Annotated in this window: 24 protein-coding genes; 14 read left to right on the top strand and 10 right to left on the bottom strand. The window is 30.2% G+C overall.

Features of this window, described 5'->3' with window-relative positions; translation table 11 throughout:
* Positions 1-20 precede the first annotated feature (20 nt).
* On the bottom strand, positions 21-1,487 hold the full coding sequence (locus ABD939_RS09730; RefSeq protein WP_345167730.1) for a TonB-dependent receptor: 1,467 nt from the start codon (positions 1,485-1,487) through the stop codon (positions 21-23).
* 91 nt (positions 1,488-1,578) lie between these two features.
* Between ABD939_RS09730 and ABD939_RS09725 the strand changes: the two genes are divergently transcribed.
* Entirely contained in the window at positions 1,579-2,340 is a 762-nt protein-coding gene (locus tag ABD939_RS09725) for an MBL fold metallo-hydrolase (RefSeq protein WP_345167728.1), read from the top strand.
* 5 nt (positions 2,341-2,345) lie between these two features.
* Positions 2,346-2,846 carry a hydrolase gene (locus ABD939_RS09720; RefSeq protein WP_345167725.1) on the top strand — a complete coding sequence of 167 codons (501 nt, stop codon included), beginning with the start codon at positions 2,346-2,348 and terminating at the stop codon, positions 2,844-2,846.
* Positions 2,847-2,849: 3 nt separating this feature from the next.
* Here the strand turns inward: ABD939_RS09720 and ABD939_RS09715 are convergent, their stop codons facing one another.
* Positions 2,850-3,218 carry a DNA topoisomerase IV gene (locus ABD939_RS09715; RefSeq protein ID WP_345167722.1) on the bottom strand — a complete coding sequence of 123 codons (369 nt, stop codon included), beginning with the start codon at positions 3,216-3,218 and terminating at the stop codon, positions 2,850-2,852.
* 37 nt (positions 3,219-3,255) lie between these two features.
* Positions 3,256-3,630 carry a helix-turn-helix domain-containing protein gene (locus ABD939_RS09710; protein ID WP_345167719.1) on the bottom strand — a complete coding sequence of 125 codons (375 nt, stop codon included), beginning with the start codon at positions 3,628-3,630 and terminating at the stop codon, positions 3,256-3,258.
* 280 nt (positions 3,631-3,910) lie between these two features.
* Between ABD939_RS09710 and ABD939_RS09705 the strand changes: the two genes are divergently transcribed.
* The 3 genes from ABD939_RS09705 to ABD939_RS09695 all read left to right on the top strand — a co-directional run bounded on the left by ABD939_RS09705 (position 3,911) and on the right by ABD939_RS09695 (position 6,577).
* The gene (locus ABD939_RS09705; RefSeq protein ID WP_345167717.1) at positions 3,911-5,068 is read left to right on the top strand and encodes a M14 family zinc carboxypeptidase; all 1,158 of its coding nucleotides are present in this window, start codon (positions 3,911-3,913) and stop codon (positions 5,066-5,068) included.
* A gap of 71 nt (positions 5,069-5,139) precedes the next feature.
* Positions 5,140-5,619, top strand: coding sequence for an Lrp/AsnC family transcriptional regulator (locus ABD939_RS09700; RefSeq protein WP_345167715.1), 480 nt, complete (start codon positions 5,140-5,142; stop codon positions 5,617-5,619).
* Between the two features lie 172 nt (positions 5,620-5,791).
* On the top strand, positions 5,792-6,577 hold the full coding sequence (locus tag ABD939_RS09695) for a polysaccharide biosynthesis/export family protein (RefSeq protein WP_345167713.1): 786 nt from the start codon (positions 5,792-5,794) through the stop codon (positions 6,575-6,577).
* Between the two features lie 11 nt (positions 6,578-6,588).
* Here the strand turns inward: ABD939_RS09695 and aroB are convergent, their stop codons facing one another.
* Entirely contained in the window at positions 6,589-7,656 is a 1,068-nt protein-coding gene (gene aroB / locus ABD939_RS09690; RefSeq protein WP_345167709.1) for a 3-dehydroquinate synthase, read from the bottom strand.
* Between the two features lie 96 nt (positions 7,657-7,752).
* On the opposite strand from aroB, the gene ABD939_RS09685 reads away from it, so the two are divergent.
* A complete protein-coding gene (locus ABD939_RS09685) occupies positions 7,753-8,934 on the top strand; it encodes a proline dehydrogenase family protein (protein WP_345167706.1) in 1,182 nt (393 codons plus the stop codon).
* Here ABD939_RS09685 and ABD939_RS09680 read toward each other — a convergent pair.
* Positions 8,931-9,305 carry a DUF4258 domain-containing protein gene (locus ABD939_RS09680; RefSeq protein WP_345167702.1) on the bottom strand — a complete coding sequence of 125 codons (375 nt, stop codon included), beginning with the start codon at positions 9,303-9,305 and terminating at the stop codon, positions 8,931-8,933. The two genes, ABD939_RS09685 and ABD939_RS09680, sit on opposite strands and share 4 nt — an antisense overlap.
* A 24-nt stretch (positions 9,306-9,329) precedes the next feature.
* Positions 9,330-10,529 (bottom strand): alanine dehydrogenase, encoded by a 1,200-nt coding sequence (locus ABD939_RS09675; RefSeq protein ID WP_345167699.1) that lies wholly within the window; start codon positions 10,527-10,529, stop codon positions 9,330-9,332.
* 161 nt (positions 10,530-10,690) lie between these two features.
* Between ABD939_RS09675 and ABD939_RS09670 the strand changes: the two genes are divergently transcribed.
* Positions 10,691-13,108, top strand: coding sequence for an outer membrane beta-barrel protein (locus ABD939_RS09670; RefSeq protein WP_345167696.1), 2,418 nt, complete (start codon positions 10,691-10,693; stop codon positions 13,106-13,108).
* Here ABD939_RS09670 and ABD939_RS09665 read toward each other — a convergent pair.
* The 4 genes from ABD939_RS09665 to porX all read right to left on the bottom strand — a co-directional run bounded on the left by ABD939_RS09665 (position 13,105) and on the right by porX (position 15,976).
* Complete coding sequence (locus ABD939_RS09665) at positions 13,105-13,635, bottom strand: hypothetical protein (RefSeq protein ID WP_345167693.1); 531 nt, start codon at positions 13,633-13,635, stop codon at positions 13,105-13,107. The two genes, ABD939_RS09670 and ABD939_RS09665, sit on opposite strands and share 4 nt — an antisense overlap.
* Entirely contained in the window at positions 13,598-13,741 is a 144-nt protein-coding gene (locus ABD939_RS09660; RefSeq protein ID WP_345167689.1) for a hypothetical protein, read from the bottom strand. Before ABD939_RS09660 ends, ABD939_RS09665 begins: the two co-directional genes overlap by 38 nt.
* Positions 13,742-13,907: 166 nt before the next feature.
* The gene (gene tsaE / locus ABD939_RS09655) at positions 13,908-14,330 is read right to left on the bottom strand and encodes a tRNA (adenosine(37)-N6)-threonylcarbamoyltransferase complex ATPase subunit type 1 TsaE (RefSeq protein ID WP_345167686.1); all 423 of its coding nucleotides are present in this window, start codon (positions 14,328-14,330) and stop codon (positions 13,908-13,910) included.
* Positions 14,331-14,422: 92 nt separating this feature from the next.
* Entirely contained in the window at positions 14,423-15,976 is a 1,554-nt protein-coding gene (gene porX / locus ABD939_RS09650; RefSeq protein ID WP_345167684.1) for a T9SS response regulator signal transducer PorX, read from the bottom strand.
* Between the two features lie 101 nt (positions 15,977-16,077).
* Here porX and ABD939_RS09645 point away from each other — a divergent pair, with 101 nt between their 5' ends.
* The 7 genes from ABD939_RS09645 (at position 16,078) to sucD (ending at position 23,019) form a co-directional block, all read left to right on the top strand.
* Complete coding sequence (locus tag ABD939_RS09645; RefSeq protein ID WP_345167680.1) at positions 16,078-17,292, top strand: HD domain-containing protein; 1,215 nt, start codon at positions 16,078-16,080, stop codon at positions 17,290-17,292.
* Between the two features lie 58 nt (positions 17,293-17,350).
* Positions 17,351-18,379, top strand: a complete 1,029-nt coding sequence (gene lpxD, locus ABD939_RS09640) for a UDP-3-O-(3-hydroxymyristoyl)glucosamine N-acyltransferase (protein WP_345167677.1) — start codon at positions 17,351-17,353, stop codon at positions 18,377-18,379.
* Entirely contained in the window at positions 18,366-19,772 is a 1,407-nt protein-coding gene (locus ABD939_RS09635; RefSeq protein WP_345167675.1) for a bifunctional UDP-3-O-[3-hydroxymyristoyl] N-acetylglucosamine deacetylase/3-hydroxyacyl-ACP dehydratase, read from the top strand. Before lpxD ends, ABD939_RS09635 begins: the two co-directional genes overlap by 14 nt.
* Before the next feature lie 8 nt (positions 19,773-19,780).
* Positions 19,781-20,566, top strand: a complete 786-nt coding sequence (gene lpxA / locus ABD939_RS09630; RefSeq protein WP_345167672.1) for an acyl-ACP--UDP-N-acetylglucosamine O-acyltransferase — start codon at positions 19,781-19,783, stop codon at positions 20,564-20,566.
* 4 nt (positions 20,567-20,570) lie between these two features.
* On the top strand, positions 20,571-21,137 hold the full coding sequence (gene efp, locus ABD939_RS09625; protein WP_345167669.1) for an elongation factor P: 567 nt from the start codon (positions 20,571-20,573) through the stop codon (positions 21,135-21,137).
* Positions 21,138-22,076, top strand: a complete 939-nt coding sequence (locus ABD939_RS09620; RefSeq protein WP_345167665.1) for a UDP-3-O-(3-hydroxymyristoyl)glucosamine N-acyltransferase — start codon at positions 21,138-21,140, stop codon at positions 22,074-22,076. It abuts the gene before it with no gap.
* Positions 22,077-22,146: 70 nt separating this feature from the next.
* The gene (gene sucD / locus ABD939_RS09615; protein WP_345167662.1) at positions 22,147-23,019 is read left to right on the top strand and encodes a succinate--CoA ligase subunit alpha; all 873 of its coding nucleotides are present in this window, start codon (positions 22,147-22,149) and stop codon (positions 23,017-23,019) included.
* The last annotated feature ends 94 nt before the right edge of the window (positions 23,020-23,113 follow it).

The following is a 23,113-nucleotide window of genomic DNA, read 5'->3' as shown; positions in this document are numbered from 1 at the left end:
TTATAAATAAATTATATTTTTTACAGCTTTCTTTTTCTGCTTAAGGTTAAAGGTTTTCTGGTGTAACCAAATAATCTGTAATCTTTTATTAAATCTGCAGTGCCTTCTGGGACCATATCTTCCCAACCACGTTCACCATCTGTAATCATTCTTAAAATTTCTCGAGAGAAAATATTCATAATGCTTTCATCATACTCTTCAATATCAATAACTTTTCCGTTATACTTGAAGAATTTGTACAATTCTTTCATTCGTGGATAAACTTTTAGATTTTCACTATTTATAAGCTCACCTGTTTTTGCGTCTAGCATAGGATACAAATAAACTTTTAAATCCTTAAAGAATAATTTACCAAAGGCTTCTAAAATACCACCACTTATATGTCTGTAATATTTCTCATCAAAAATATCTATTAAGTTGCTAACTCCCATGGCTAAACCCATTCTGGCTTTAGTGTATTTTGAGAAATATTCAACTACTTTAAAGTATTCTTGGAAGTTTGAAATCATTACCGATTGTCCTAAAGAACAAAGTAAATCAGCTCGGTCAATAAAATCTTGTTCGTCAATTTCTCCCTCAGCCCTAAGGTTTGAAAGTGTGATTTCAAAGACTACAACGGTCTTTTCTTTATCTACTTTATTCTCTTTGATAAACATGTTATAGGATTTCTCATACATAGCCATGTTTACCTTGGTTACTGGTCTAAAACTACCTCTTAGTGCAAGAATGTTTTTCTTGTAAAAAACTTTTGCAGGCAAAACATTTGTTCCGTCAGGACCAAACATTACGGCATCTGTCATCCCGTTTTTAACAAGTTGCAAACTCATTAATCTATTATCTACGTTTTTAAATACAGGTCCAGAAAAATTTATTGTATCTATTTCAAGTTGATCTTTATCTAAATGGTCATAAAGATATCGAAGTAATTTCTTGGGTTCGTTATACTTATAAAAAGCACCGTAAATAAGATTAGTTCCTAAAACTCCCAGAGTTTCTTGTTGCAATCGAGCGTCAGTTTCTTTAAAACGCAAGTGCAAGATAATTTCATTGTAGTCCCCATTTTCTTCAACTTGATACTTTATACCTACCCATCCATGGCCCTTGAATTGCTTTGCAAAATCAATAGTAGCTACAGTATTGGCATAAGTGAAGAATATTTTATTTGGATTATTCTCTCGGGTTAATCTATTTTCCATGAGGTTCATTTCATGGGAAAGCATTTTACGTAAACGTGCCTCTGTTACATATCTTCCGTCATCTTCTGCTCCATAAATGGCATCACTAAAATCTTTATCGTATGCAGACATTGCTTTGGCTATTGTACCTGAAGCACCACCGGCTCTAAAGAAATGTCGACAAGTTTCTTGACCTGCACCAATTTCTGCAAATGTTCCGTAAATATTTTCGTTTAAATTTATGCGAAGCGCCTTTGATTTTAGTGAAGGAATATCATCAAATTCTTTATCGCCTTTTATGGTAATTTCCATGTATAAGAGGTTATTTCTTGTATTTACAAAGGTATTAAATAAGTGTATCAAACAAAAAAATAACCTTATTTTTGTATAAAAATTAACGTATTTGAAAATTACTTTTCTAGGCACAGGTACATCGCAAGGAATTCCTATTATAGGTAGTAAGCACCCTGTATGTTTAAGTGAAGATTCAAAAGACAAAAGATTACGTGTGTCTGTTCTAGTGGAATGGGATAGTTATACTTATGTAGTTGATTGTGGGCCTGATTTTAGACAACAAATGCTTAGAGCGGGTTCCGAGAAAATTGATGGTATTATTTTTACTCACGAACATTCAGACCATGTTTTAGGCTTTGATGATATAAGACCGTTTTACTTCAGACAAGGCGATATCCCAATTTATGCACATAAACGTGTTTTAAAAGCTTTAAAAAAGCGTTTCGATTATGTTTTTAAAACTAAAAATAAATATCCCGGTGCGCCAACAGTTATTACCAATAGGATTAAAAACAAACCATTTAATTTAAGAACTTTGACTGTTGTACCAATAAAAGGAAAGCATCACGAATTACAAGTTTTTGGCTTTAAATTTGGGGATTTCGCATACTTAACTGATATGAAAACAGTTAAAGATAAAGAGATTGATAAGATTAAAAATGTTAAAATTTTAGTTGTAAATGCACTTCGTATAGAGCCACATCAATCACATTTTAATTTGGAAGAAGCATTAAATTTTATAAAAAAAGTAAATCCAGAAACAGCTTATCTTACTCATATTAGTCATTTGCTTGGTTTTCATAAGGAAGTTGAAAAATCACTGCCCAAAAATGTATTTTTAGCATATGATGGTTTACAAATAAATATATAAAGAAAATGAAACAAAGAATATTTATGTACCTATTTGTGTTTTCAGTACTACTGATTTTGTTTCAGTATGTAAATTCAAAACGTGTATTTGAAGACATGAACAACAACCTTGGTAAATACAAAGCTCAAACACAAACCTACAAGGATTCAATAGTTTATCTTCAAAATGAGATACAAGAGCTTTCTCATTTTAATTTAAGCAGAAATGAAGACGCCATCAGTTATTTTGAAGATTCTGGATACGATGTTAGCAAATTGATTCCACTTATAAAAGACAAGCTTTACGAACTAAATTTACAAAAAAGTAACAATCCTCTAATTCCTTACAGCTCGAGTGAAGGAAGAAAAATGTTGGTTAATACAGTTAAAATTCTAAATCACAGATGGATTATTGCTGATTTTTCAGATGGAGAGTATTGGGGTGAGATATTTTTAACCTACTTTATAAATGAAGATGAAACTGTTGATTTTGAATTGGCTGAATCATTTTTATATCCATTTGATTAACGCCTAATCAACTCTATAAGCAATACCTTTTTGTTTTCTGGTTTCACCTACATACGAATATTCATAAGTATAAGATGAATCTGTAGTGGTGAGTATTTTTAAATGAATATCCTTTTTCTCGGCCATTCGTTTGGGGTTTATAGTTTTAAAAATAACCTCACAGTCATTTATCCATCGTAATTTAGATGAATCTATTTTATTATTATAAACTTCTATTTGTAAATCTTTAGTTCTTGTAAATTCAGATTTAAACAATTTGTCGTTTATAACCACTTTACTGTAAAACTTACCCGTTTTAAATTCTTTGCAGTTTCTAGAAGACTCGTAACAATTGGTTAATAATAACAATGGAATTAAATAGATTATTTTCATGAAAAGTATTTGAAATACAAATTTACTAAGAAAGGATTTAATTTTGAAAACTTTTAAAACTTCCGTCAGAATAAAAAATAACAATACGTTCAATAGATTTTTGAGCATCTATTTCGTCACTAGGGTTATTTTTTATTTCTGCAGATGTAGAGGAGAAGTTGCTTTTTTTCAATTTAAGATTATCTCCCGATGGGAATTCTCCTTTGCCATTTAATAACCAATATAATTCTACTTCCTGATATGAAGAAACTACTTTTAAAACAAACTCCAAACTAGGTTTATTTCTGCCTGATAAAACATGTGAAATACTAGAGCGTTGTACCCCAATTTTTTCCGCAAATGATGAAGCAGTTTCTCCGTAGTATTCTATTATTTTTTGAATTCTTTTAGCAAACTCTTCGGTGTTTACCATTTTATTTTTAAAATTAAAATTATATATAAACAAATGTAAACATAAAAAGAATAATAAAGGTTTAAAATGTTATATACTACGCAATATATTAAAACTAAAACTTAATATAAATTATATTAAAATACTGAAAATTTGATATTTAAATTTATTTTTATATGAATACTACTATTTTGTGTTAATGTTATTGATTGTTGTTTACATAAGTAAACAAAAGATGATTTTTACTTTGTTTACAATTGTAAATAATCAATTGTTTACATTTGTATCCTATAATAATTGTATGGAACTAAAACATATTCAATCACTTTTCTTAAAGCACAAAGAAGCCAGTATTTCTAATCGATATATCACTAATAAACACATAGCTCCTTTATTAAAAAAAATTGATAAAAAAATCAAGGTTGAGTCTATTGGTAAATCTGTTTTAAATGAATCTATCTATGGATTGAAAATAGGAAATGGGAATAAACGAATATTAATGTGGTCTCAAATGCATGGAAACGAATCCACTACAACAAAGGCCATTTTCGATTTATTAAATACATTATTGGATTCAACTTCTAACATAAACTACATTTTAGAGGCTTGTACTTTATATATTATTCCAATTTTGAATCCAGATGGAGCCAAAGTTTACACGCGCGTAAATGCCAACCAAATTGATTTAAATAGAGATGCTCAAAATTTATCTCAGCCTGAAAGTAAAGTACTAAGAGGTATATTTAACACTTTTAAGCCGCATTTTTGTTATAATTTGCATGGGCAAAGAACTATTTTTAGTGCGGGTAAAAGTAATAATCCAGCAACGGTGTCATTTTTAGCACCTGCGCAAGATGATTTTTGCACGGTTACTGAAAACAGAAAAATTGCTATGGAAATAATTACAGTTATGAATAGCACTTTACAAGAATTAATCCCAAATCAAGTTGGTGTTTATGATGACGCATTTAATATTAATTGTGTGGGTGATACTTTTCAAAGCGAAGATGTACCTACCGTTTTGTTTGAAGCAGGACATTATAAAAATGATTATGCAAGAGAAAATGTTAGAGAATTTATTTTTATATCGTTATTAAAGTCTTTAGATTATATTTCTAAAACAGAAATTACTGGGTATTCTCACGAGTCTTATTTTGAAATTCCAGAAAATGATAAATGCTTCTATGACATTATAATTCGAAATGCAAAATTATACGATGCTGAAAACAATGGTTTAATCGATATAGGAATTTTATACACTGAAAAATTAGTGGGTGATAAAATAGAGTTTTTGCCAAAAGTTATCACCATAGAAAAACTAAACGATTTTTACGGTCATCGTGAAATAAATGCTAACGGTCATAAAGTTTTAGATGATACTGGGATAGAAATAGAAGTTGGTTACGAAAACGTTTTCGTAATATTGAATAATGAAAAAATCTCATTATTATTAAAATAAACTACATCGATAATACATAATTATTAATAAAAATGTATTAATTTTGCTTTATATTTAAGAAAAAGTTAATTATGGGGAAAATTAAATTAGATGAAATAGATCATCAAATTCTTGATATGTTAATTGATAACACAAGAATACCGTTTACAGACATTGCTAAAAAACTCTTAATCTCAGCAGGAACAGTACATGTTCGTGTAAAAAAAATGGAAGAAGCTGGAATTATAAGAGGTTCTTCATTAACATTAGATTATAAAAAATTAGGGTACTCTTTTATTGCTTACGTTGGGGTTTATTTAAATAACACCTCACAAACCAAATTTGTTTTAGAGCGTATAGACGAAATTCCATATGTAACAGTAGCTCATATAACTACAGGGAAATTTAATATTTTCTGTAAAATTAGAGCTAAAAGTACAGAGCACGCCAAAGAAATTATATTTCTTTTAGATGATATTGAAGGTGTTTACAGAACAGAAACAATGATTTCTCTTGAAGAAAGTATTAATGATAAAAAGCGTTTAATGCATTCAATTTTTAATGATTTATAATGTAATTTATCTTACAATAAAAAAGCCCTTTTTAGGGCTTTTTTATTGTAAATTATTTTAGTTTAGTGTAGATTATAGTAGTATTTGGTAATTTGAAGAATATTTTTGACGATTCAATTGTCTTAAATGATATTTAACAAATGTTAACGTCCCAATATCTAAAAAAAGTAAAATGATTACACCTAAATTCAAACTTAATTTTTTTATTACCCTTGTTATTGTTAGTTTTTTTGTAACATCATGTGTTACAAAAAAAGATATAATTTATTTTCAAAATGCTAAAGATTTTGAAACAGTTGTAGATACTGACACATTTTCTGCAAAATTAAAAGTAGGAGATGAAGTTAGTATTATAGTTTCTACATTTGATCCAACACTTTCAGCACCTTATAATGCGTTAACTCAAGCGGCAAACCAAGGTGGTGGTGGTGGCCAAATGATGGGCTATATAATTGATGTAGATGGAAATATTGATTTCCCTGTTCTAGGAAAAGTAAAGCTAATAGGACTCACAGTTGATGAGGCAAGACAATTATTTAAGAAAAAATTTGAAGAAGGTAAGCTTTTAAAAGATCCAGTAATACTTATTAGACTCTTAAACTACAGGGTGATTATAGAAGGAGCAGTCAATGGTCCAGGTGTATATAATGTATCAGGTGAGCGTATGACTATTTTAGAAGGATTGGCCATGGCTGGAGGTTTATCAATAAATGGTAGAAGAGATAATATTTTAGTTATTAGAGATTTTAATGGAACTAAAACATATTCTCGAGTAGATTTAACTAGTAAAGAAATCTTTAATTCTCCAGTTTATTACTTAACACAAAATGATTATATATATGTAGAGCCTAATAACTCAGCTATTAGTGCTGCTTCGGGAGATTCAAGACTTACGTCTATTTTAGGAGTTACAGGAACTATTCTAGGTCTTGTGCTTATATTTGTTTCAGTGAATTAATTAAATAATAATTAATTATCATAATATTTAAAAGCATCAATTATAACATCTTCATCCACGATACAATCAATTTTTGTTACTCCTATATCTTGTAATAAAACGAAGTTTATATTACCATGATTATTTTTCTTATCATATTTTAGTAAATCAATTATTGTGGCATATTCATTTTGACTAATTGTTGTTTTACCATAATAATCAACAAAAATATTTTTGATTAATTGAGTTTTTTCTTCAGGGAAACCTAACAATTTTGTTGATATATAGCAAGCTAAAATCATCCCTACAACAATAGCTTCTCCGTGTAATAATGTTGTTTTTTCTGGATTACTTAAAAAATATGATTCGATTGCGTGTCCGAGAGTATGACCAAAATTTAGTGTTTTTCTTAAACCATTTTCATTAGGATCTTGTTCAACTACGTTTTTTTTAATCATTACAGATTCATAAATTAAATCATCCAAATCATCTAATGTTAATTTAGATAAATCTGTAAATTTACTCCAATATTCTTCACCTGTTATTAAACCGTGTTTTAGCATTTCGGCTAGTCCGGAACGCATTTGATTTCTAGGTAGTGTATCTAGAAAATTTGTATCAATTAATACTAAATCAGGATTGCTAATAACACCTATTTGATTCTTTAAATGACCTAAATCAACACCAGTTTTACCACCAACAGAAGCATCAACCATTGATAGTAATGATGTTGGTATATTTATATATTTTATCCCTCGTTTAAAAGTACATGCAACAAAACCACCTAAATCGGTAATAACTCCACCACCAATATTAATCAGTAAACTTTTTCTATCAGCATCTAAATCAGATAGAGTATTCCAAACTCCAACACAAGTATCAATTGTTTTATTTATTTCGCCAGATTCTATTTCTATTATTTCAATAACAATGCTAGTGTTTAGTTTTTCCAAAAAATATGGTAAGCAATGTGCATGCGTGTTTTCATCTACTAAAATAAATATTTTAGAAAAGTTCATTACTTCAATATACTTATTTATTGCATCGTAGCAGGCATTGTTAAAGTGAATTGTGCAATTGCTATAATTAATAGAATCCATAAAATATGTGTGCTTTTTTAAGGCTGTGAAATTAAGGAGATTTTATATAAAATGGTAACTTCGGGTTAATTATATTTGTAATAAATATTAACTATAATGCAAAAAAATATAGATATTTTTGATAATACTGAGATAGCATTTGCTCTTAAAACTGATTCTGAGTTGGAGCGTGCATATTTCTTATTTAAGATGATATCAATTGAGCCTTTAGTAAGGATTGGAACTGCGGCTACTAATTTTGCCATCAAAGCTCACCTTCCAATTGAAGGGCTTATTAGGTCAACAGTTTTTGATCATTTTTGTGGAGGTGTTAATGAAACCGATTGTTTACCTGTAATTGACAGAATGTATCAAAAAGGTGTAAGTTCTGTATTAGATTATTCTGTAGAAGGTAAAGAAAACGAAAATGAGTTTGATTCTGCTACTGAAACCGTTCTTAAAATCATTGATTTTGCCAAAAATATTGAAGCCTTGCCTATTGCTGTATTTAAACCTAGTGGCCTAGGAAGGTTTAGTCTTTACGTTAAAGTAGGTGATGGAGCAGAGTTATCAAGTAATGATAAAAGTGAATGGGACAAAGTAATTAACAGATTTGATGTTATTTGCAAAAAAGCAAAAGAAAATGATGTAGCTGTTTTAATTGATGCTGAAGAAAGTTGGATTCAAAGTGCTGCTGATGATTTGGTAACTCTTATGATGCAAAAATATAATACAGAGAAACCAATAGTGTATAACACTTTACAAATGTATAGGCATGACAGACTAAGTTTTTTAAAAGAGCAACATGCCAAGGCAAAAAAAGGAAATTACTTTTTAGGTTTTAAACTGGTAAGAGGTGCATACATGGAAAAAGAAAATGATAGAGCTGAAGACAAAGGTTATATTTCTCCAATATGTGTAACTAAGATGGCAACAGATATAAATTTTAATGAAGGTTTAAAATATATAATAGAAAATATAGATTGTATATCATTATTTGCAGGAACTCATAATGAAGATAGTTCTTATTTATTAATGCAGTTAATGTCTGATAAAAACATTCAAAATGACGATAAACGCATCTGGTTTGGGCAATTATATGGTATGAGCGATCATATAAGTTTTAACTTAGCTAACAGAGGCTATAATGTAGCTAAATATATTCCTTTCGGTCCGGTTAAAGATGTTATGCCTTATTTAATTAGAAGGGCTGAAGAAAACACATCAGTTGCTGGACAAACTGGTAGAGAATTAACACTTATTAGTAAAGAAAAAAAACGTAGAAAAGCACTAGATTAATTACTTTTTTCTAAATTTAAGATAGTAGCAATGCTATCACAGTTTTCTATTGAAAAAGTGATATCCTCATCATTGTAGGAGCTCTCCAAAATATATACTCCACAAGGTTTTTTTCGAGGATTACTTTTAGAAAAATTAATATGTCCTTTTTTTAAAATATGTTTAATGTCTATGGAGTCGATAAAATCATTATCAAGATAGACTCTAAAGTCTTTACTATAAAGCAGTTTTTTGGTGTTTATATTTTTTAAAACTCTCGCTTCCGGTCCATAACTGCAAGATGTTTTTTTTCCATTTAAAAAGAAGGCTAAAATTACTAATCCTAAAGAGAATCCGCCTAAATAATAGCCGATACGTTGTATTAATTTCATTGAAAAGTTTGGAGATTTATCAATTTAAAATATCAGTAAATTTATATCACTATATTTTAAATCAAACCATTCACCTACAGGTTTACTTGTTAAAATTCCGTGGTAAAAATACAACCCATTTTTTAAACCTCTATCAAATCTTAGAGAATTTTCAATACCTCCGTCTTCAGCTATTTTTAATAAATAGGGCGTAAAGATATTACTGATTGAAACTGAAGAAGTTCGAGAATATCTAGCAGGAATATTCGGCACACAATAATGTACAACATTATGCTTTATGAAGGTTGGCTGTTTGTGCGAAGTAACTTCACTGGTCTCAAAACAACCTCCCATATCAATGCTAACATCTATAATTATAGCACCTTTTTTCATGTTCTGCACCATGCTGTCAGATACAACAATAGGTGCTCTATTTGTCCCTCTAACTGCACCAATTACAACATCACAGCGTTTTAAAGCTTTTGTTAAATTTTTTGGCTGTAAAGTAGAAGTGAAAAAAGGCCTTCCTAAGTGAGATTGAATACGCCTAAGTTTGGTAATAGAATTATCGAAAACTTTTATATTAGCACCTAATCCCATGGAGCTTCTTGCAGCGAATTCACCAACTGTTCCAGCGCCAAGAATAACAACTTCTAAAGGTGGTACGCCACTTATGTTACCGAACATAAGCCCATTACCATCACGATTGTCAGATAGTAATTCTGAAGCGATTAAAACTGAAGCAGTACCTGCTATTTCACTTAAAGACCTAACAGCGGGATATGCACCATCACCATCTCTAATAAATTCAAACGCAAGTGCAGTAATTCGTTTTGAGGCTAATGCTTCAAAATATTTTTTGGTTTGCGTTTTTATCTGTAAAGCTGAAATAAGAATTGCTTGAGGATTTAATAGTTTTATTTGCTCCATAGTAGGAGGTTCTACTTTAAGTATCATAGGACAAGCAAAAACTTTAGCCGTGTCTTTTGAGATTTCTGCACCAGCTTCGCTATAGTCTTTATCACTAAATCTTGCACCTTCTCCAGCACCAGATTCCAAAAGTACCCTATGTCCGTTGCTAACTAATGCATAAACTGCATCTGGAGTTAAGCAAACACGTTTTTCTTGGTAAGCTGTTTCTTTGGGTATTCCTATAAATAGTTCACCTTTTCGTTTAGAGATTTCAAGAGTCTCTTCTTGTGGAATGAGTTGTTGTTTTGTAAAAGGCGATAACGATTTAGACATGGTTAGTTCTTTTAATAAAAATCAAATTACAAATTAATTTTTTATTGAATATAATTTTTTTTAATATTTAAATGTTTGTAGGAAAAAAAGCAGGTATTGATATGGTATAACCATAATTATTTTTAAATTAAATATCATATGTTTGTATTACAAATTAAAGTATGCTTAACAAATTAAATCTTTGTTTTTTCTTTTTATTCTCAATTCTTAGTTTTTCTCAAAACATAGTTTTTAAAGGTGTTGTAAATGATTCTGGAGGTTTTTCAATATCGTATGCAAATGTGGTTTTACTTAATGGTGAAAATGATACATTTAAGGCCGGAACAACCACAAATGAACAAGGTGCTTTTGAGTTTGGTAACATTGAAAGTGGTGAGTATAAATTAAAAATAAGTTATTTAGGTTTCAAAGAATACGAGAAAGTTTATTTGATTACTGAGAGTACAGATTTAGGAATTATAGTTTTAGAAGAAAAAACCGAAGAACTTAATGGAGTTGTAGTTGTATCAAAAAGGCCAACTGTTAAAAGAATGGTTGATAGATTGGTTTTTAATGTTGAGAATTCTACATTATCCAATAACAATGTTTTGGATGTCTTAAAGCATACTCCAGGGGTTTTGGTTTATGATGAGTCAATATCTATAAAAAACTCTACACCTACTATATATATTAATGATAGAAGAGTGCATCTATCTGAAAATGAGATACAACAACTTTTAGAGGGTACATCAGCTACAAATGTTAAATCTATTGAGGTTATTACAAATCCGCCAGCGAAATATGAAGCTGAAGGGGGTGCCGTTTTAAATATTATTACTAGTAAAAATGTTATTGCAGGATATAATGGAAGTATTTTTGGTAATTATAAACAAGGATCTGAATTTCCTAAATACGCATTTGGTACAAGTCATTTCTTCAAAGCAAAAAAACTTAATACGTATTTAAATTATAGTATAAGCCCAAGAAAGGATTTTAGAGACAATGATGAGTTTATAAATTTTATAGAAAATGATGTTATAACATCAAGTTGGGAAACAGACTTTAAAAGAGTAAGAGAAAATGCAAATCAGAATATAAATGCTAATATTGATTATGAATTAAATAAAAATAACAGTATTGGTTTTTCTACAAGTATACTCATATCTCCAAGAGAAAATACAGAAACACTTGTAAATTCTGGAACACAGGTTTTTAGTGCTGATAAAACTTTAGATTCAATTTTTAATACAGAAAACAGATTAAGAGACGAAACGTTCAATCTGGCATTTACATTTGATTATCTTCATAAATTTAAAAGGGAAGGAGAGAACCTTTCAGTAAGTTTACATCATACGGATTATGACTTCTCAAGTTTTCAAAATGTAGATACTGATTATTTATTCCCAGATTTATCGCTAATCAGAAATAATAGGTTTCAAACATTTTCAAGTCAAGAAATAAAACTGTACACTGGCCAAATAGATTATGTGCTTCCTATTGGAGATTCAGCACAATTTGAAACCGGTGGAAAGATTTCTAACATTAATTCTGAAAGTGTTTTAAATCAATTTGTTTTTATAGGTGACATGAGAGAGGAAGATTTACAAAATTCTGATACTTTTTTATATGATGAAACGAATTATGCAGCATATAGTAGTTTTTCAAAAGACTGGGATAATTGGAGTTTTAAATCTGGTTTAAGAGTCGAATACACAGGTATAAAAGGCAATTCATTATCTATTAATCAGATAAATAATAACGATTATGTTAAATTTTTCCCCTCTTTCTATTTGTTAAACAGAATTAATGATAATAATGAAGTTTATTTTAATTACAACAAGCGTATATACAGACCACGCTATTCGCAATTAAATCCTTTTCGCTATTTTTTAAATGACAATGCCTTTAATATTGGTGACCCAAATTTGCAACCACAAATAGATAATACATTTACTTTAGGATACACTTTAAATGATAAATTTACTTTTGAAGTTTATTATCGTCATGAAAATGACCCTACAGACCAAATCGTTTTTCAAGACAATGAAGAACGAGTTATTAAGTATGTTTATACTAATACAGATCAAGCAACCGAGTATGGTTTTGATTTTGCTACCTATACAGAAATAACCAAAGATTGGAGTCTTTATGTGCTATCCTCATTATTTCATAATGAAACCCAATTTTTTGCATTAGAAAGTAATAATGAATTATCTACAAATTCGCAATGGTCATTATACGCCCAAGTGATTAATTATTTTACTTTTCTAAAAGATAAGAGTTTAACTGCAGATTTATCTTTTCTTTATATTTCTCCGACTGCTAATGATGCATCAGATATTAGTGCGAGGTCTAATTTTGATATTAATTTCAGAAAAACATTATGGAATAACAGAGCATCTGTAAACATTGGAGTTGCGGATATCTTTAATGGTAAAAACTTCACTCAAACAACACAATACTTAAACCAAGATGTTAAATTAAAATCAAGAATTGAAAATAGACTTTTCGTGTTCGGCTTTAATTATAAATTTGGTAATTTCAAACTAAGAAATAATAAAAAGGAAATAGATTTAATTGAAAGGGAACGTTTAAATTAAAAATACTCTTTTACTTTACCCCAAAAGTTTTTAGGAGATATTTTAAACTCATCCTCTAATTCTTCCATAGTTTTATTAGCCTCATTAATTTTATTAAAAATTCGTGCTCTAATTAAATAAATTGTTGGAATTATTAAAGCCATTACAGGTATTAAGTATATGAGTTGAGACTCATCAACAAATTTAGTATTTTGATTGAATAGACCCATAATTTGGTATATGTACATAACTATAGGAACTAATAAAGTATGATACCACCAATGCCTATTTGTAAAAAACCATATAAATAATAATAATAAAGGAATTGCTTTTGTAGTTAGTAGCCACATTCCATATTGGGCATCTTCCCAATCCATACTATCGTATGAAAATAAAAAAGTGTTCCAAACTCTTGTGGTTGGAACACTTTCATATAAATAAAATAAATAGGGAGTAATAGCTATTAATGTAGCTATTAAACTACCCCCAACTAAAGATTTACTGAGTTTCTTACCCGTTACATGGGATTTCTCTTTTCTTTTTTTCAATCTTTGCTGTTGATTCTCCATCTACGTTGTATGTATTTGCAGCTTGCGCTAAAAATAACATACCTCCGAAAATTGCGATTGCAATAAAATACTTTTTTGTCTTCATTTTATAAGGGATTTAATTAATTAATTACCCAAATTTAAATAAAGGCTTTTCTGAAGATTGTGCTTAAATGTTAAAAAAATGTTAAAAACAATGTTTTTTAAATTTAGTGATGCGGGTTTCCCGTAAAACTTCAAAAATCGGAATGTTATTTTTTGTTTTTATTTGCTTATTGCTGGTTTATATGTTGTTTAATTAATAGTTTTCTGCAATTTTCTGATTCTATTTTTAAATAAATACTATCAATATTATCACTTAAAATATCTTCTATTAGTTCAGGCCATTCAATTATTATCCAATTATTTGAATACAAATAATCTTCAATTCCAAAATTATATGCCTCATCTAAACTTTTAACTCTATATAAATCAAAATGATAAATTTTATCATCACCTAATTCATATTGATTAACAATTGAAAATGTTGGACTGCTAACTTCGTCATCACTTCCTAAAGCTTTTACAATAGCTTTTATTAAAGTTGTTTTACCAACTCCCATATCACCATATAAAAATATCGTTTTAGATGTTAAATTGTTAATTACTTGATTAGCAATACTATTAACATCATTTAGTTCATAAGTAATTTCCAATTGAAATAAAATTTATGAAGCAATATTAGTAATTTAATTTGATAAAACCTAGAAAAATGTGTATTTCATCGATGTTTTGTGCTTTTTATGGATTATTTAGGATTGAAAACAACAAAAGGAATAATCATTTCTTCGAGTGAAACGCCACCATGTTGATAGGTGTTTCTAAAATAACTAACATAATGATTGTAGTTGTTTGGATATGCAAAAAACAAGTCGTTTTTAGCAAAAATATATGAACTACTCATAGTAATAGAGGGTAAGTGCAGTTCTTTAGGGTCTTTAGCAACTAAAACATCTTTGCTTTCGTAAGTTAAACTTCTACCTGTTTTGTATCGAAGATTTAAACTAGTGTCTCTGTCACCAATAACTTTTGAAGGGTTTTTTACATTTATAGTTCCATGATCAGTAGTAAGTATTAACTTAAAACCTAGCTGTTGAGCTTGTTGAATCATTTCTAATAAAGGTGAGTTTTTAAACCAACTAAAAGTTAGCGATCTGTATGCTTTATCATTAGATGCCAGTTCTTTAACAACTTCCATTTCTGTCTTGGAATGTGATAGCATATCAACAAAATTATAAACTACTACAGTTAAGTCATTGTTTTTAAGAGTATTAAAATTTTCTACTAACTTTTTACCAGTTTTTAAGTTTGTTATTTTATGATATTCATAGTCTAAATTATTTAAGTTTAGGCGTTTCATTTGAGCTTCTAAAAACTCTGCTTCATAGAGATTTTTTCCACCTTCATCAGTATCATTTTTCCAGTATTTAGGAAATAGTTTTTCCATGTCACTAGGCATTAAACCAGAAAAAATAGCGTTTCTGGCATATTGAGTAGCGGTTGGTAAAATGCTATAAAAAGCTTCTTCTTTCTCTTTTTTGTAATAGTTGTTAATTATTGGTTCAAATACTTTCCATTGGTCGTATCTTAAATTATCTATAACAATTAGCAGTGTTGGTTGTTCTTTACTTAATTCTGGTGCAATTTTATCTTTAAAAAGATTGTGAGACATCACAGGAGCATCAGTATGTGGTTCAAACCAATTTGCATAATTTTTGTCTATAAATTTTCCAAATTGTGTATTCGCTTCATTTTTTTGAGATTCAAGTATTTCAAACATACCAGCATCTTCAATATCCTCAAGTTGAATTTCCCAATAAATAAGCTTTTGGTAAAGATTTATCCATTCTTCATAGCTATTAACCATAGATAAATCCATAGCAATTTTTCTAAATTCTTGTTGATAATTAGAGGTTGTTTTTTCAGAAACTAGCCTAGAGTGGTCCAAATTCTTTTTTAAACTTAAAAGAATTTGGTTTGGGTTTACAGGCTTTATTAAGTAATCGGCTATTTTATTTCCTATAGCTTCTTCCATAATATATTCCTCTTCACTTTTGGTAATCATTACAACAGGTAGTGTGTCTTTTTTTGCCTTTACTTCATTTAAAGTTTCTAATCCTGTAAGTCCAGGCATATTTTCATCTAAAAATACGATGTCAAAATTTTCTTCATCAAGAATATCAATAGCTTCCGTACCGCTATTACAAGTAGTTACATGGTAGTTTTTCTTTTCAAGGAATATTATATGAGGTTTTAATAAATCAATTTCGTCATCAACCCAAAGTATTTTTATTGTATTCATTAAATGTATTTTAAAATGTAAAGTTTCTATTATGTTTATAAATTCATGTATTAGAATTCATATAATTATATTTGTGTTTATTAAACTATAACTTTTAAAGTTTGAACAAACTTAAAATATTAAACGACCCAATTTACGGATTTATTACTATTCCAAATTCTCAGGTTTTCGATTTAATACAACATAAATACTTCCAGAGATTACGTAGAATTACTCAAATGGGAATGTCTTATTTAGTGTATCCAGGGGCACATCATACACGTTTTCATCATGCTATTGGTTGTGTTCATTTAATGCAACAAACGGTTAATGTACTTCGTTTTAAGGGAGTTACAATTTCTGATGATGAAGAAAAAGCTCTATATGTTGCTATTTTATTACACGATATTGGTCATGGTCCATTCTCTCATGCTATGGAGCACAGTGTTGTAAATAATGTGTCGCATGAACAGATTTCGCTGCTTTTCATGGAGCGTTTAAATGAAGAATTTAACGGAAGTTTAACGCTTGCCATCCAAATTTTTAAAGGTGAGTACTCAAGAAAATTTATGTGTCAGCTTATTTCTGGACAATTAGATATGGATAGAGCTGATTATTTAAAGCGTGATAGTTTTTACACAGGAGTTGCAGAAGGAAATATAAATAGCGAACGACTAATTACTATGCTTAATGTAGTAGATGATGAATTAGTTGTTGAAGAAAAGGGTGTTTACAGCGTTGAAAAATTTATTATTGCACGTCGCTTAATGTATTGGCAAGTGTATTTACACAAAACAGGATTAGTTGCAGAGCAATTGCTTATTAGAGTTTTAAAAAGGGCAAATGAGTTAACTTTAAGAGGCGAAAAGTTAGAAGCGAGTAAACCATTACTATACTTCCTGAACAACAAGATTTCTATAGATAATTTTAATAAAGAAACTTTAGAAGTTTTTGCGAAATTAGATGATTACGATGTTATTTCGGCAATGAAAGAGTGGCAGTATCATGACGATTTTGTGTTAAGTAATTTGTGCCAAATGATAATTAATCGAAACTTATTAAAAATAAAGATTAAAAATAAGCCAATTAAAAAGATTGATTTACAAAAGCATATCACCAGAATGATAGAAAAATATAATATTTCTAAAACAGAAGCATCATATTTTGTTTTTATTGGAGATATTTCAAATCAAGCCTATCATCAAAAACAACAACGTATTAATATTTTGCATAAATCTGGAAAAATTGAGGATATTGTTAAGGCATCAGATCAATTAAATCTTAAAGCATTATCAAAACCAGTCACTAAATATTATATATGTTATCCTAAGGAATAACTTTAGTACATTTTTCCTATTTTTGCGTTAATCAAACAAAAAACACCAATTTCTTAGAGTGAAATTTACAGCAGAACAAATAGCAGGAATTTTAGAAGGTGATGTTGTAGGCGATTCTGATATTCAAGTTTCTAAGTTATCTAAAATAGAAGAAGGTGAAGAAGGTGCTTTAACTTTTTTAGCTAATCCAAAATACACACCATATATATATTCTACAAAAGCATCCATTACCATTGTTAATAGAACTTTCGAGCCTGAAAACAGCATAGAAACAACACTTATTAAGGTAGATGATGCTTATGTTGCTTTTTCTAAAATACTTGAATATTACAATGCTGTAAAGCTTAATAAGTTTGGTGTAGAGCAGCCCTCTTTTATATCTGAAAATGCTAAATATGGAGATAATGTGTATGTTGGTGCGTTTAGTTACATATCAGATAATGTGAGTATTGGAGATAACGTAAAGATATTCCCAAATACTTTTATAGGTGAAAATGTGTCCATTGGTGATAATTCAGTCGTTTTTTCTGGAGCTAAAATTTATTCTGAAACAGTTATTGGAAATAATTGTGTAATAAATTCTGGAGCTATTATTGGTGCTGATGGATTTGGTTTTGCACCCAATGAAACCGGTGGATATAACAAGATTCCGCAAACAGGAAATGTTATTATTGAAGACTATGTAGATATTGGTGCTGCTACTACAATTGACAGAGCAACAATGGGCTCAACTATTATTAGAATTGGAGTAAAACTCGATAACCAAATTCAAATTGCACATAATGTAGAAATTGGTAAAAACACAGTAATTGCAGCTCAGTCTGGTGTTGCAGGCTCAACTAAAATAGGAGAGAATTGCCAAATTGGAGGACAAGTTGGCATTGCTGGGCATATTACCATTGGTAATAATGTTAAAATTCAAGCTCAAACAGGTATAGCTAGAAATGTAAAGGATAATGAAGTTTTACAAGGTTCACCTGCATTAACGTTAAGTGACTACAATAAATCTTACGTGCATTTTAAAAACTTACCGTCGATTATAAAAAATATTAACGATTTAGAAAAAAAAGTGAATGGGAATAGTTAGTACAGATATAAAACAAAAAACCATCCAAAGTGAAGTGTCTTTAAAAGGTGTAGGGTTACACACAGGAAAAAACGTTACATTAACTTTTAAACCTGCTCCAGCAAATTCAGGTCTATCTTTTAAAAGAATAGATTTAGAAGGCGAACCAACAATTGAAGCAGACGCTAATTATGTAACCAATACCCAACGTGGCACTTGTTTAGAAAAAAATGGTGTGATGATTCAAACCTCAGAGCATGTTTTGGCTGCGCTAGTTGGATTAGATGTTGATAACGCCCTTATTGAATTAGATGCTTCCGAACCTCCTATTATGGATGGTTCATCAAAGTTTTTTGTTGAAGCAATTGAAAAAGCTGGCATAGTAGAACTTGATGCTTTTCGAGAAGAATTTGTTATTACAGATATTGTCTCTTACACCGATGAAGAATCAGGTAGCGAGATTTTAGTAATGCCTGCAAAAGAATACCAAATCACTACAATGGTAGATTTTGGTACGAAAGTTTTAGGAACACAAAATGCTACTCTAAATCAAATTTCAGATTTTAAAAAGGATATTTCTAACTCACGAACATTTAGTTTCTTACACGAAATTGAAATGCTTTTGGAACATGGTCTCATAAAAGGCGGTGACTTAAATAATGCTATTGTTTATGTTGATAAGGCATTATCTGAAAAAACCATGGAGAAGCTAAGAATTGCATTTAATAAAGAGAATATTTCTGTTAAGCCTAACGGTATTTTAGATAATTTAACACTGCACTATCCTAATGAAGCTGCAAGACATAAGCTTTTAGATGTTTTAGGAGATTTAGCACTTGTAGGAACTCGAATTCGAGGAAAAGTTATTGCCAATAAACCAGGACATTTCATTAATACCCAATTTGCAAAAAAACTATCTAAGCTTATAAAAAATGAAAGACGTAACAATGTTCCAAATATAGATTTGAATCTGCCTCCATTAATGGATGTAACTCAAATTATGGCTATGTTACCCCACAGACAGCCTTTTTTATTAATTGATAAGGTTTTTGAACTTTCTGAAAACCACGTTATAGCTACAAAAAATGTAACTATGAACGAAGAGTTTTTTAAAGGACATTTTCCTGGTGCTCCAGTAATGCCTGGCGTTTTAATTGTTGAAGCTATGGCACAAACAGGAGGTATTTTAGTTTTAAACACTGTACCAGATCCTGAAAATTACCTTACGTTTTTCATGAAAATGGATAATGTAAAGTTCAAACAGAAAGTTATGCCAGGAGATACATTAATTTTTAAATGTTCCTTAATAACACCAATACGTCGCGGTATTTGTCACATGCAAGGTTACGCTTATTCAAACGGAAAACTTTGTGCGGAAGCAGAACTTATGGCGCAAATATCTAAAGTTAAATAATCTAAAGAATGAATCAACCACTAGCATACGTGCATCCTGGAGCAAAAATCGCAAAAAATGTGGTTATTGAGCCTTTTACAACTATTCATAATAATGTAAAAATAGGAGAGGGAACCTGGATAGGTAGTAATGTAACCATAATGGAAGGTGCTCGAATAGGAAAGAATTGTAATATTTTTCCAGGTTCAGTAATATCGGCAGTTCCTCAAGATTTAAAATATAACGACGAAGATACTACTGTAGAAATAGGGAATAATGTTACTATTAGAGAGTGCGTAACTATTAATAGAGGCACCGCTGATAGAATGAAAACAGTAATTGGTGACAATTGTCTAATTATGGCATATTGCCACATTGCACACGACTGTATTGTAGGTAATAATTGTATTTTTTCTAATAATAGTACTCTTGCAGGCCATATTACAATTGGTAATTATGTAGTGTTAGCAGGAATGACAGCAGTACATCAATTTGTTTCAGTTGGTAATCATGCTTTTGTAACTGGTGGATCTTTAGTTAGAAAGGATGTGCCTCCATACGTGAAAGCAGCTAGAGAACCTTTATCTTATGTTGGAATCAACTCTGTTGGGTTACGAAGAAGAGGTTATTCAACAGATAAAATTAGAGAGATTCAAAATATTTTCAGAATTCTCTATCAAAAAAATTACAATAATACTCAGGCTTCAGAGATTATAGAAGCAGAAATGGAAGCAACTACAGAGCGCGATGAGATTCTTCAATTTATAAAGAATTCGCATCGTGGAATTATGAAAGGATATTTTAAATCAAACTAAATAAATGGCAACAACTAGTGATATTAGAAACGGATTATGTATTCGTTATAACAACGATATTTATAAAATCATTGAATTTTTACATGTAAAACCTGGAAAAGGACCTGCATTTGTAAGAACAAAAATGAAAAGTGTTACTTCGGGTAAAGTATTAGATAATACATTTTCTGCAGGGCATAAATTGGAAGATGTTCGTGTTGAAACTCATAAATTTCAATATTTATATAATGATGGTGAGTTTTATCATTTTATGAATGAATCAGATTACACACAAATACGATTATTAGAAGCTGCACTAGATAATCCAGGATTAATGAAAGAAGGTGAAGTGGTAACAGTTTTAATAAACACTGAAGATAATATGCCGCTATCTGTAGATTTACCAGCAAGCGTTATTTTAGAAGTAACCCATACAGAACCTGGAGTTAAAGGAAATACAGCAACCAACGCAACAAAACCTGCAACTGTAGAAACAGGTGCAGAGGTTAATGTGCCTTTATTTATAAATGAAGGCGATAAAATTAAAGTTGAAACTGCCAAAGGAACCTATAAAGAACGTGTAAAGGAGTAAATGAAATTTCCTAAACCATATACTTTAAAGTCTATTGCAGAAATAATTGATTCCTCATTTATTGGAGACGATGATTTTCCTGTTTTGGGAATGAACGAAATTCATGTTGTTGAAGCTGGAGATATTGTTTTTGTAGACCATCCTAAGTATTACGATAAAGCTTTAAATTCAGCAGCTACAATAGTTTTGATAAATAAAGAAGTTGAATGTCCCGAAGGGAAAGCACTTTTAGTAAGTGATGATCCTTTTAGAGACTTCAATAAACTTGCAGACTATTTTAAACCATTTAAATCTTCTGGCAGCTCTATTTCAAATTCAGCAACAATAGGCGAAAATACAGTAATTCAACCCAATTGTTTTATTGGTAATAATGTAACAATTGGAGATAATTGTGTTATTCATTCTAATGTTAGTATATACGATGATGCTATAATTGGAGATAATGTTACGATACATTCTGGTACGGTTTTAGGAGCAAATGCATTTTATTATAAAAAACGAGAAGATGGGTACGACAGACTCAAATCAAGCGGGCGTGTTGTTATTGAAAACTATGTTGATTTAGGAGCCTCTTGCACTATTGATAGAGGTGTTACAGCAGATACAACCATTAAAGCAGGTACAAAAATTGATAATTTGGTCCAAATCGGTCACGATACTATTATTGGTAAAAAATGTTTAATTGCATCGCAAGTAGGTATTGCTGGTTGTGTTGTTGTTGAAGATGAAGTAACTATTTGGGGGCAAGTTGGAATTACAAGTGGAATAACCATTGGTGCCAAAGCTGTAATATCTGCAAAGGCAGGAGTCAGTAAATCTCTTGAAGGTGGCAAAAGTTATTTTGGAATTCCTGCAGATGATTTTAGAACTAAATACAAAGAGATAGCCTCTATTCGAAAAATTCCAGAAATTTTAGAACATTTAAAATCAAAAAAGTAAAATTTAATCTTATAAAATAGCTTTAAAAAAAGTATTTTTGCAAGGCTTTATTCAAATAAAAAATAAATAAATGAGTGTTTTAGTAAACAAAGATTCAAAAATTATAGTTCAAGGTTTTACCGGTAGTGAAGGTACTTTCCATGCCACACAAATGATTGACTACGGAACCAATGTTGTTGGTGGTGTAACGCCCGGTAAAGGTGGTCAAACACATTTAGGTAAACCAGTTTTTAATACCGTAAAAGAAGCTGTAGATAAAGTTGGTGCTGATACTACTATTATATTTGTTCCGCCAGCATTTGCCGCAGATGCTATTATGGAAGCTGCAGATGCAGGTATTAAAGTAATTATTACAATAACTGAAGGAATTCCTGTTGCTGATATGATTACAGCATCAAGCTACATAAAGAACAAAGGATGCAGATTAATTGGTCCAAACTGTCCAGGTGTTATAACTCCGGGTGAAGCAAAAGTTGGTATTATGCCAGGTTTTGTATTTAAATCAGGAAAAGTAGGTATTGTATCTAAATCAGGTACTCTAACTTATGAAGCGGCAGATCAAGTTGTAAAACAAGGCTTAGGAATTACTACTGCTATTGGTATTGGTGGAGATCCAATTATAGGAACAACAACTAAAGAAGCCGTTGAATTATTAATAAATGACTCAGAAACTGAAGCTGTAGTCATGATTGGTGAAATTGGAGGACAATTAGAAGCTGATGCTGCAAATTGGTATAAAGCAAGTGGAAGTAAAAAACCAATTGTTGGCTTTATTGCAGGTGAAACAGCTCCTGCTGGTCGAACAATGGGGCATGCTGGGGCTATTGTAGGCGGAAGTGACGATACGGCTCAAGCTAAAAAGAAGATTATGAGAGCTTGTGGAATACATGTTGTAGATTCTCCTGCAGAAATTGGAAAAAAGATAGCTGAAGTTTTAGGCTAAATTTAATTTAACATACATCAAAACCTTGCAAATCTTGTGAGGTTTTTTTATTTGAAAACATTTGTATTTGCTATATTTGAATATATCTAGATTT

Source organism: Algibacter aquimarinus (genome assembly GCF_039543265.1).
GTDB classification, from domain to species: domain Bacteria; phylum Bacteroidota; class Bacteroidia; order Flavobacteriales; family Flavobacteriaceae; genus Algibacter_B; species Algibacter_B aquimarinus.
This window is presented reverse-complemented; position numbering and strand designations above follow the sequence as displayed.

Bases quoted from the DNA above. Each gene is read 5' to 3' on its own strand.
- ABD939_RS09730 (WP_345167730.1), bottom strand. From the start codon at position 1,487: ATGGAAATTACCATAAAAGGCGATAAAGAATTTGATGATATTCCTTCA.
- ABD939_RS09720 (WP_345167725.1), top strand. From the start codon at position 2,346: ATGAAACAAAGAATATTTATGTACCTATTTGTGTTTTCAGTACTACTG.
- ABD939_RS09715 (WP_345167722.1), bottom strand. From the start codon at position 3,218: ATGAAAATAATCTATTTAATTCCATTGTTATTATTAACCAATTGTTAC.
- ABD939_RS09710 (WP_345167719.1), bottom strand. From the start codon at position 3,630: ATGGTAAACACCGAAGAGTTTGCTAAAAGAATTCAAAAAATAATAGAA.
- ABD939_RS09705 (WP_345167717.1), top strand. From the start codon at position 3,911: ATGGAACTAAAACATATTCAATCACTTTTCTTAAAGCACAAAGAAGCC.
- ABD939_RS09700 (WP_345167715.1), top strand. From the start codon at position 5,140: ATGGGGAAAATTAAATTAGATGAAATAGATCATCAAATTCTTGATATG.
- ABD939_RS09695 (WP_345167713.1), top strand. From the start codon at position 5,792: ATGATTACACCTAAATTCAAACTTAATTTTTTTATTACCCTTGTTATT.
- aroB (WP_345167709.1), bottom strand. From the start codon at position 7,656: ATGGATTCTATTAATTATAGCAATTGCACAATTCACTTTAACAATGCC.
- ABD939_RS09685 (WP_345167706.1), top strand. From the start codon at position 7,753: ATGCAAAAAAATATAGATATTTTTGATAATACTGAGATAGCATTTGCT.
- ABD939_RS09680 (WP_345167702.1), bottom strand. From the start codon at position 9,305: ATGAAATTAATACAACGTATCGGCTATTATTTAGGCGGATTCTCTTTA.
- ABD939_RS09675 (WP_345167699.1), bottom strand. From the start codon at position 10,529: ATGTCTAAATCGTTATCGCCTTTTACAAAACAACAACTCATTCCACAA.
- ABD939_RS09670 (WP_345167696.1), top strand. From the start codon at position 10,691: ATGCTTAACAAATTAAATCTTTGTTTTTTCTTTTTATTCTCAATTCTT.
- ABD939_RS09660 (WP_345167689.1), bottom strand. From the start codon at position 13,741: ATGAAGACAAAAAAGTATTTTATTGCAATCGCAATTTTCGGAGGTATG.
- porX (WP_345167684.1), bottom strand. From the start codon at position 15,976: ATGAATACAATAAAAATACTTTGGGTTGATGACGAAATTGATTTATTA.
- ABD939_RS09635 (WP_345167675.1), top strand. From the start codon at position 18,366: ATGGGAATAGTTAGTACAGATATAAAACAAAAAACCATCCAAAGTGAA.
- lpxA (WP_345167672.1), top strand. From the start codon at position 19,781: ATGAATCAACCACTAGCATACGTGCATCCTGGAGCAAAAATCGCAAAA.
- efp (WP_345167669.1), top strand. From the start codon at position 20,571: ATGGCAACAACTAGTGATATTAGAAACGGATTATGTATTCGTTATAAC.
- ABD939_RS09620 (WP_345167665.1), top strand. From the start codon at position 21,138: ATGAAATTTCCTAAACCATATACTTTAAAGTCTATTGCAGAAATAATT.
- sucD (WP_345167662.1), top strand. From the start codon at position 22,147: ATGAGTGTTTTAGTAAACAAAGATTCAAAAATTATAGTTCAAGGTTTT.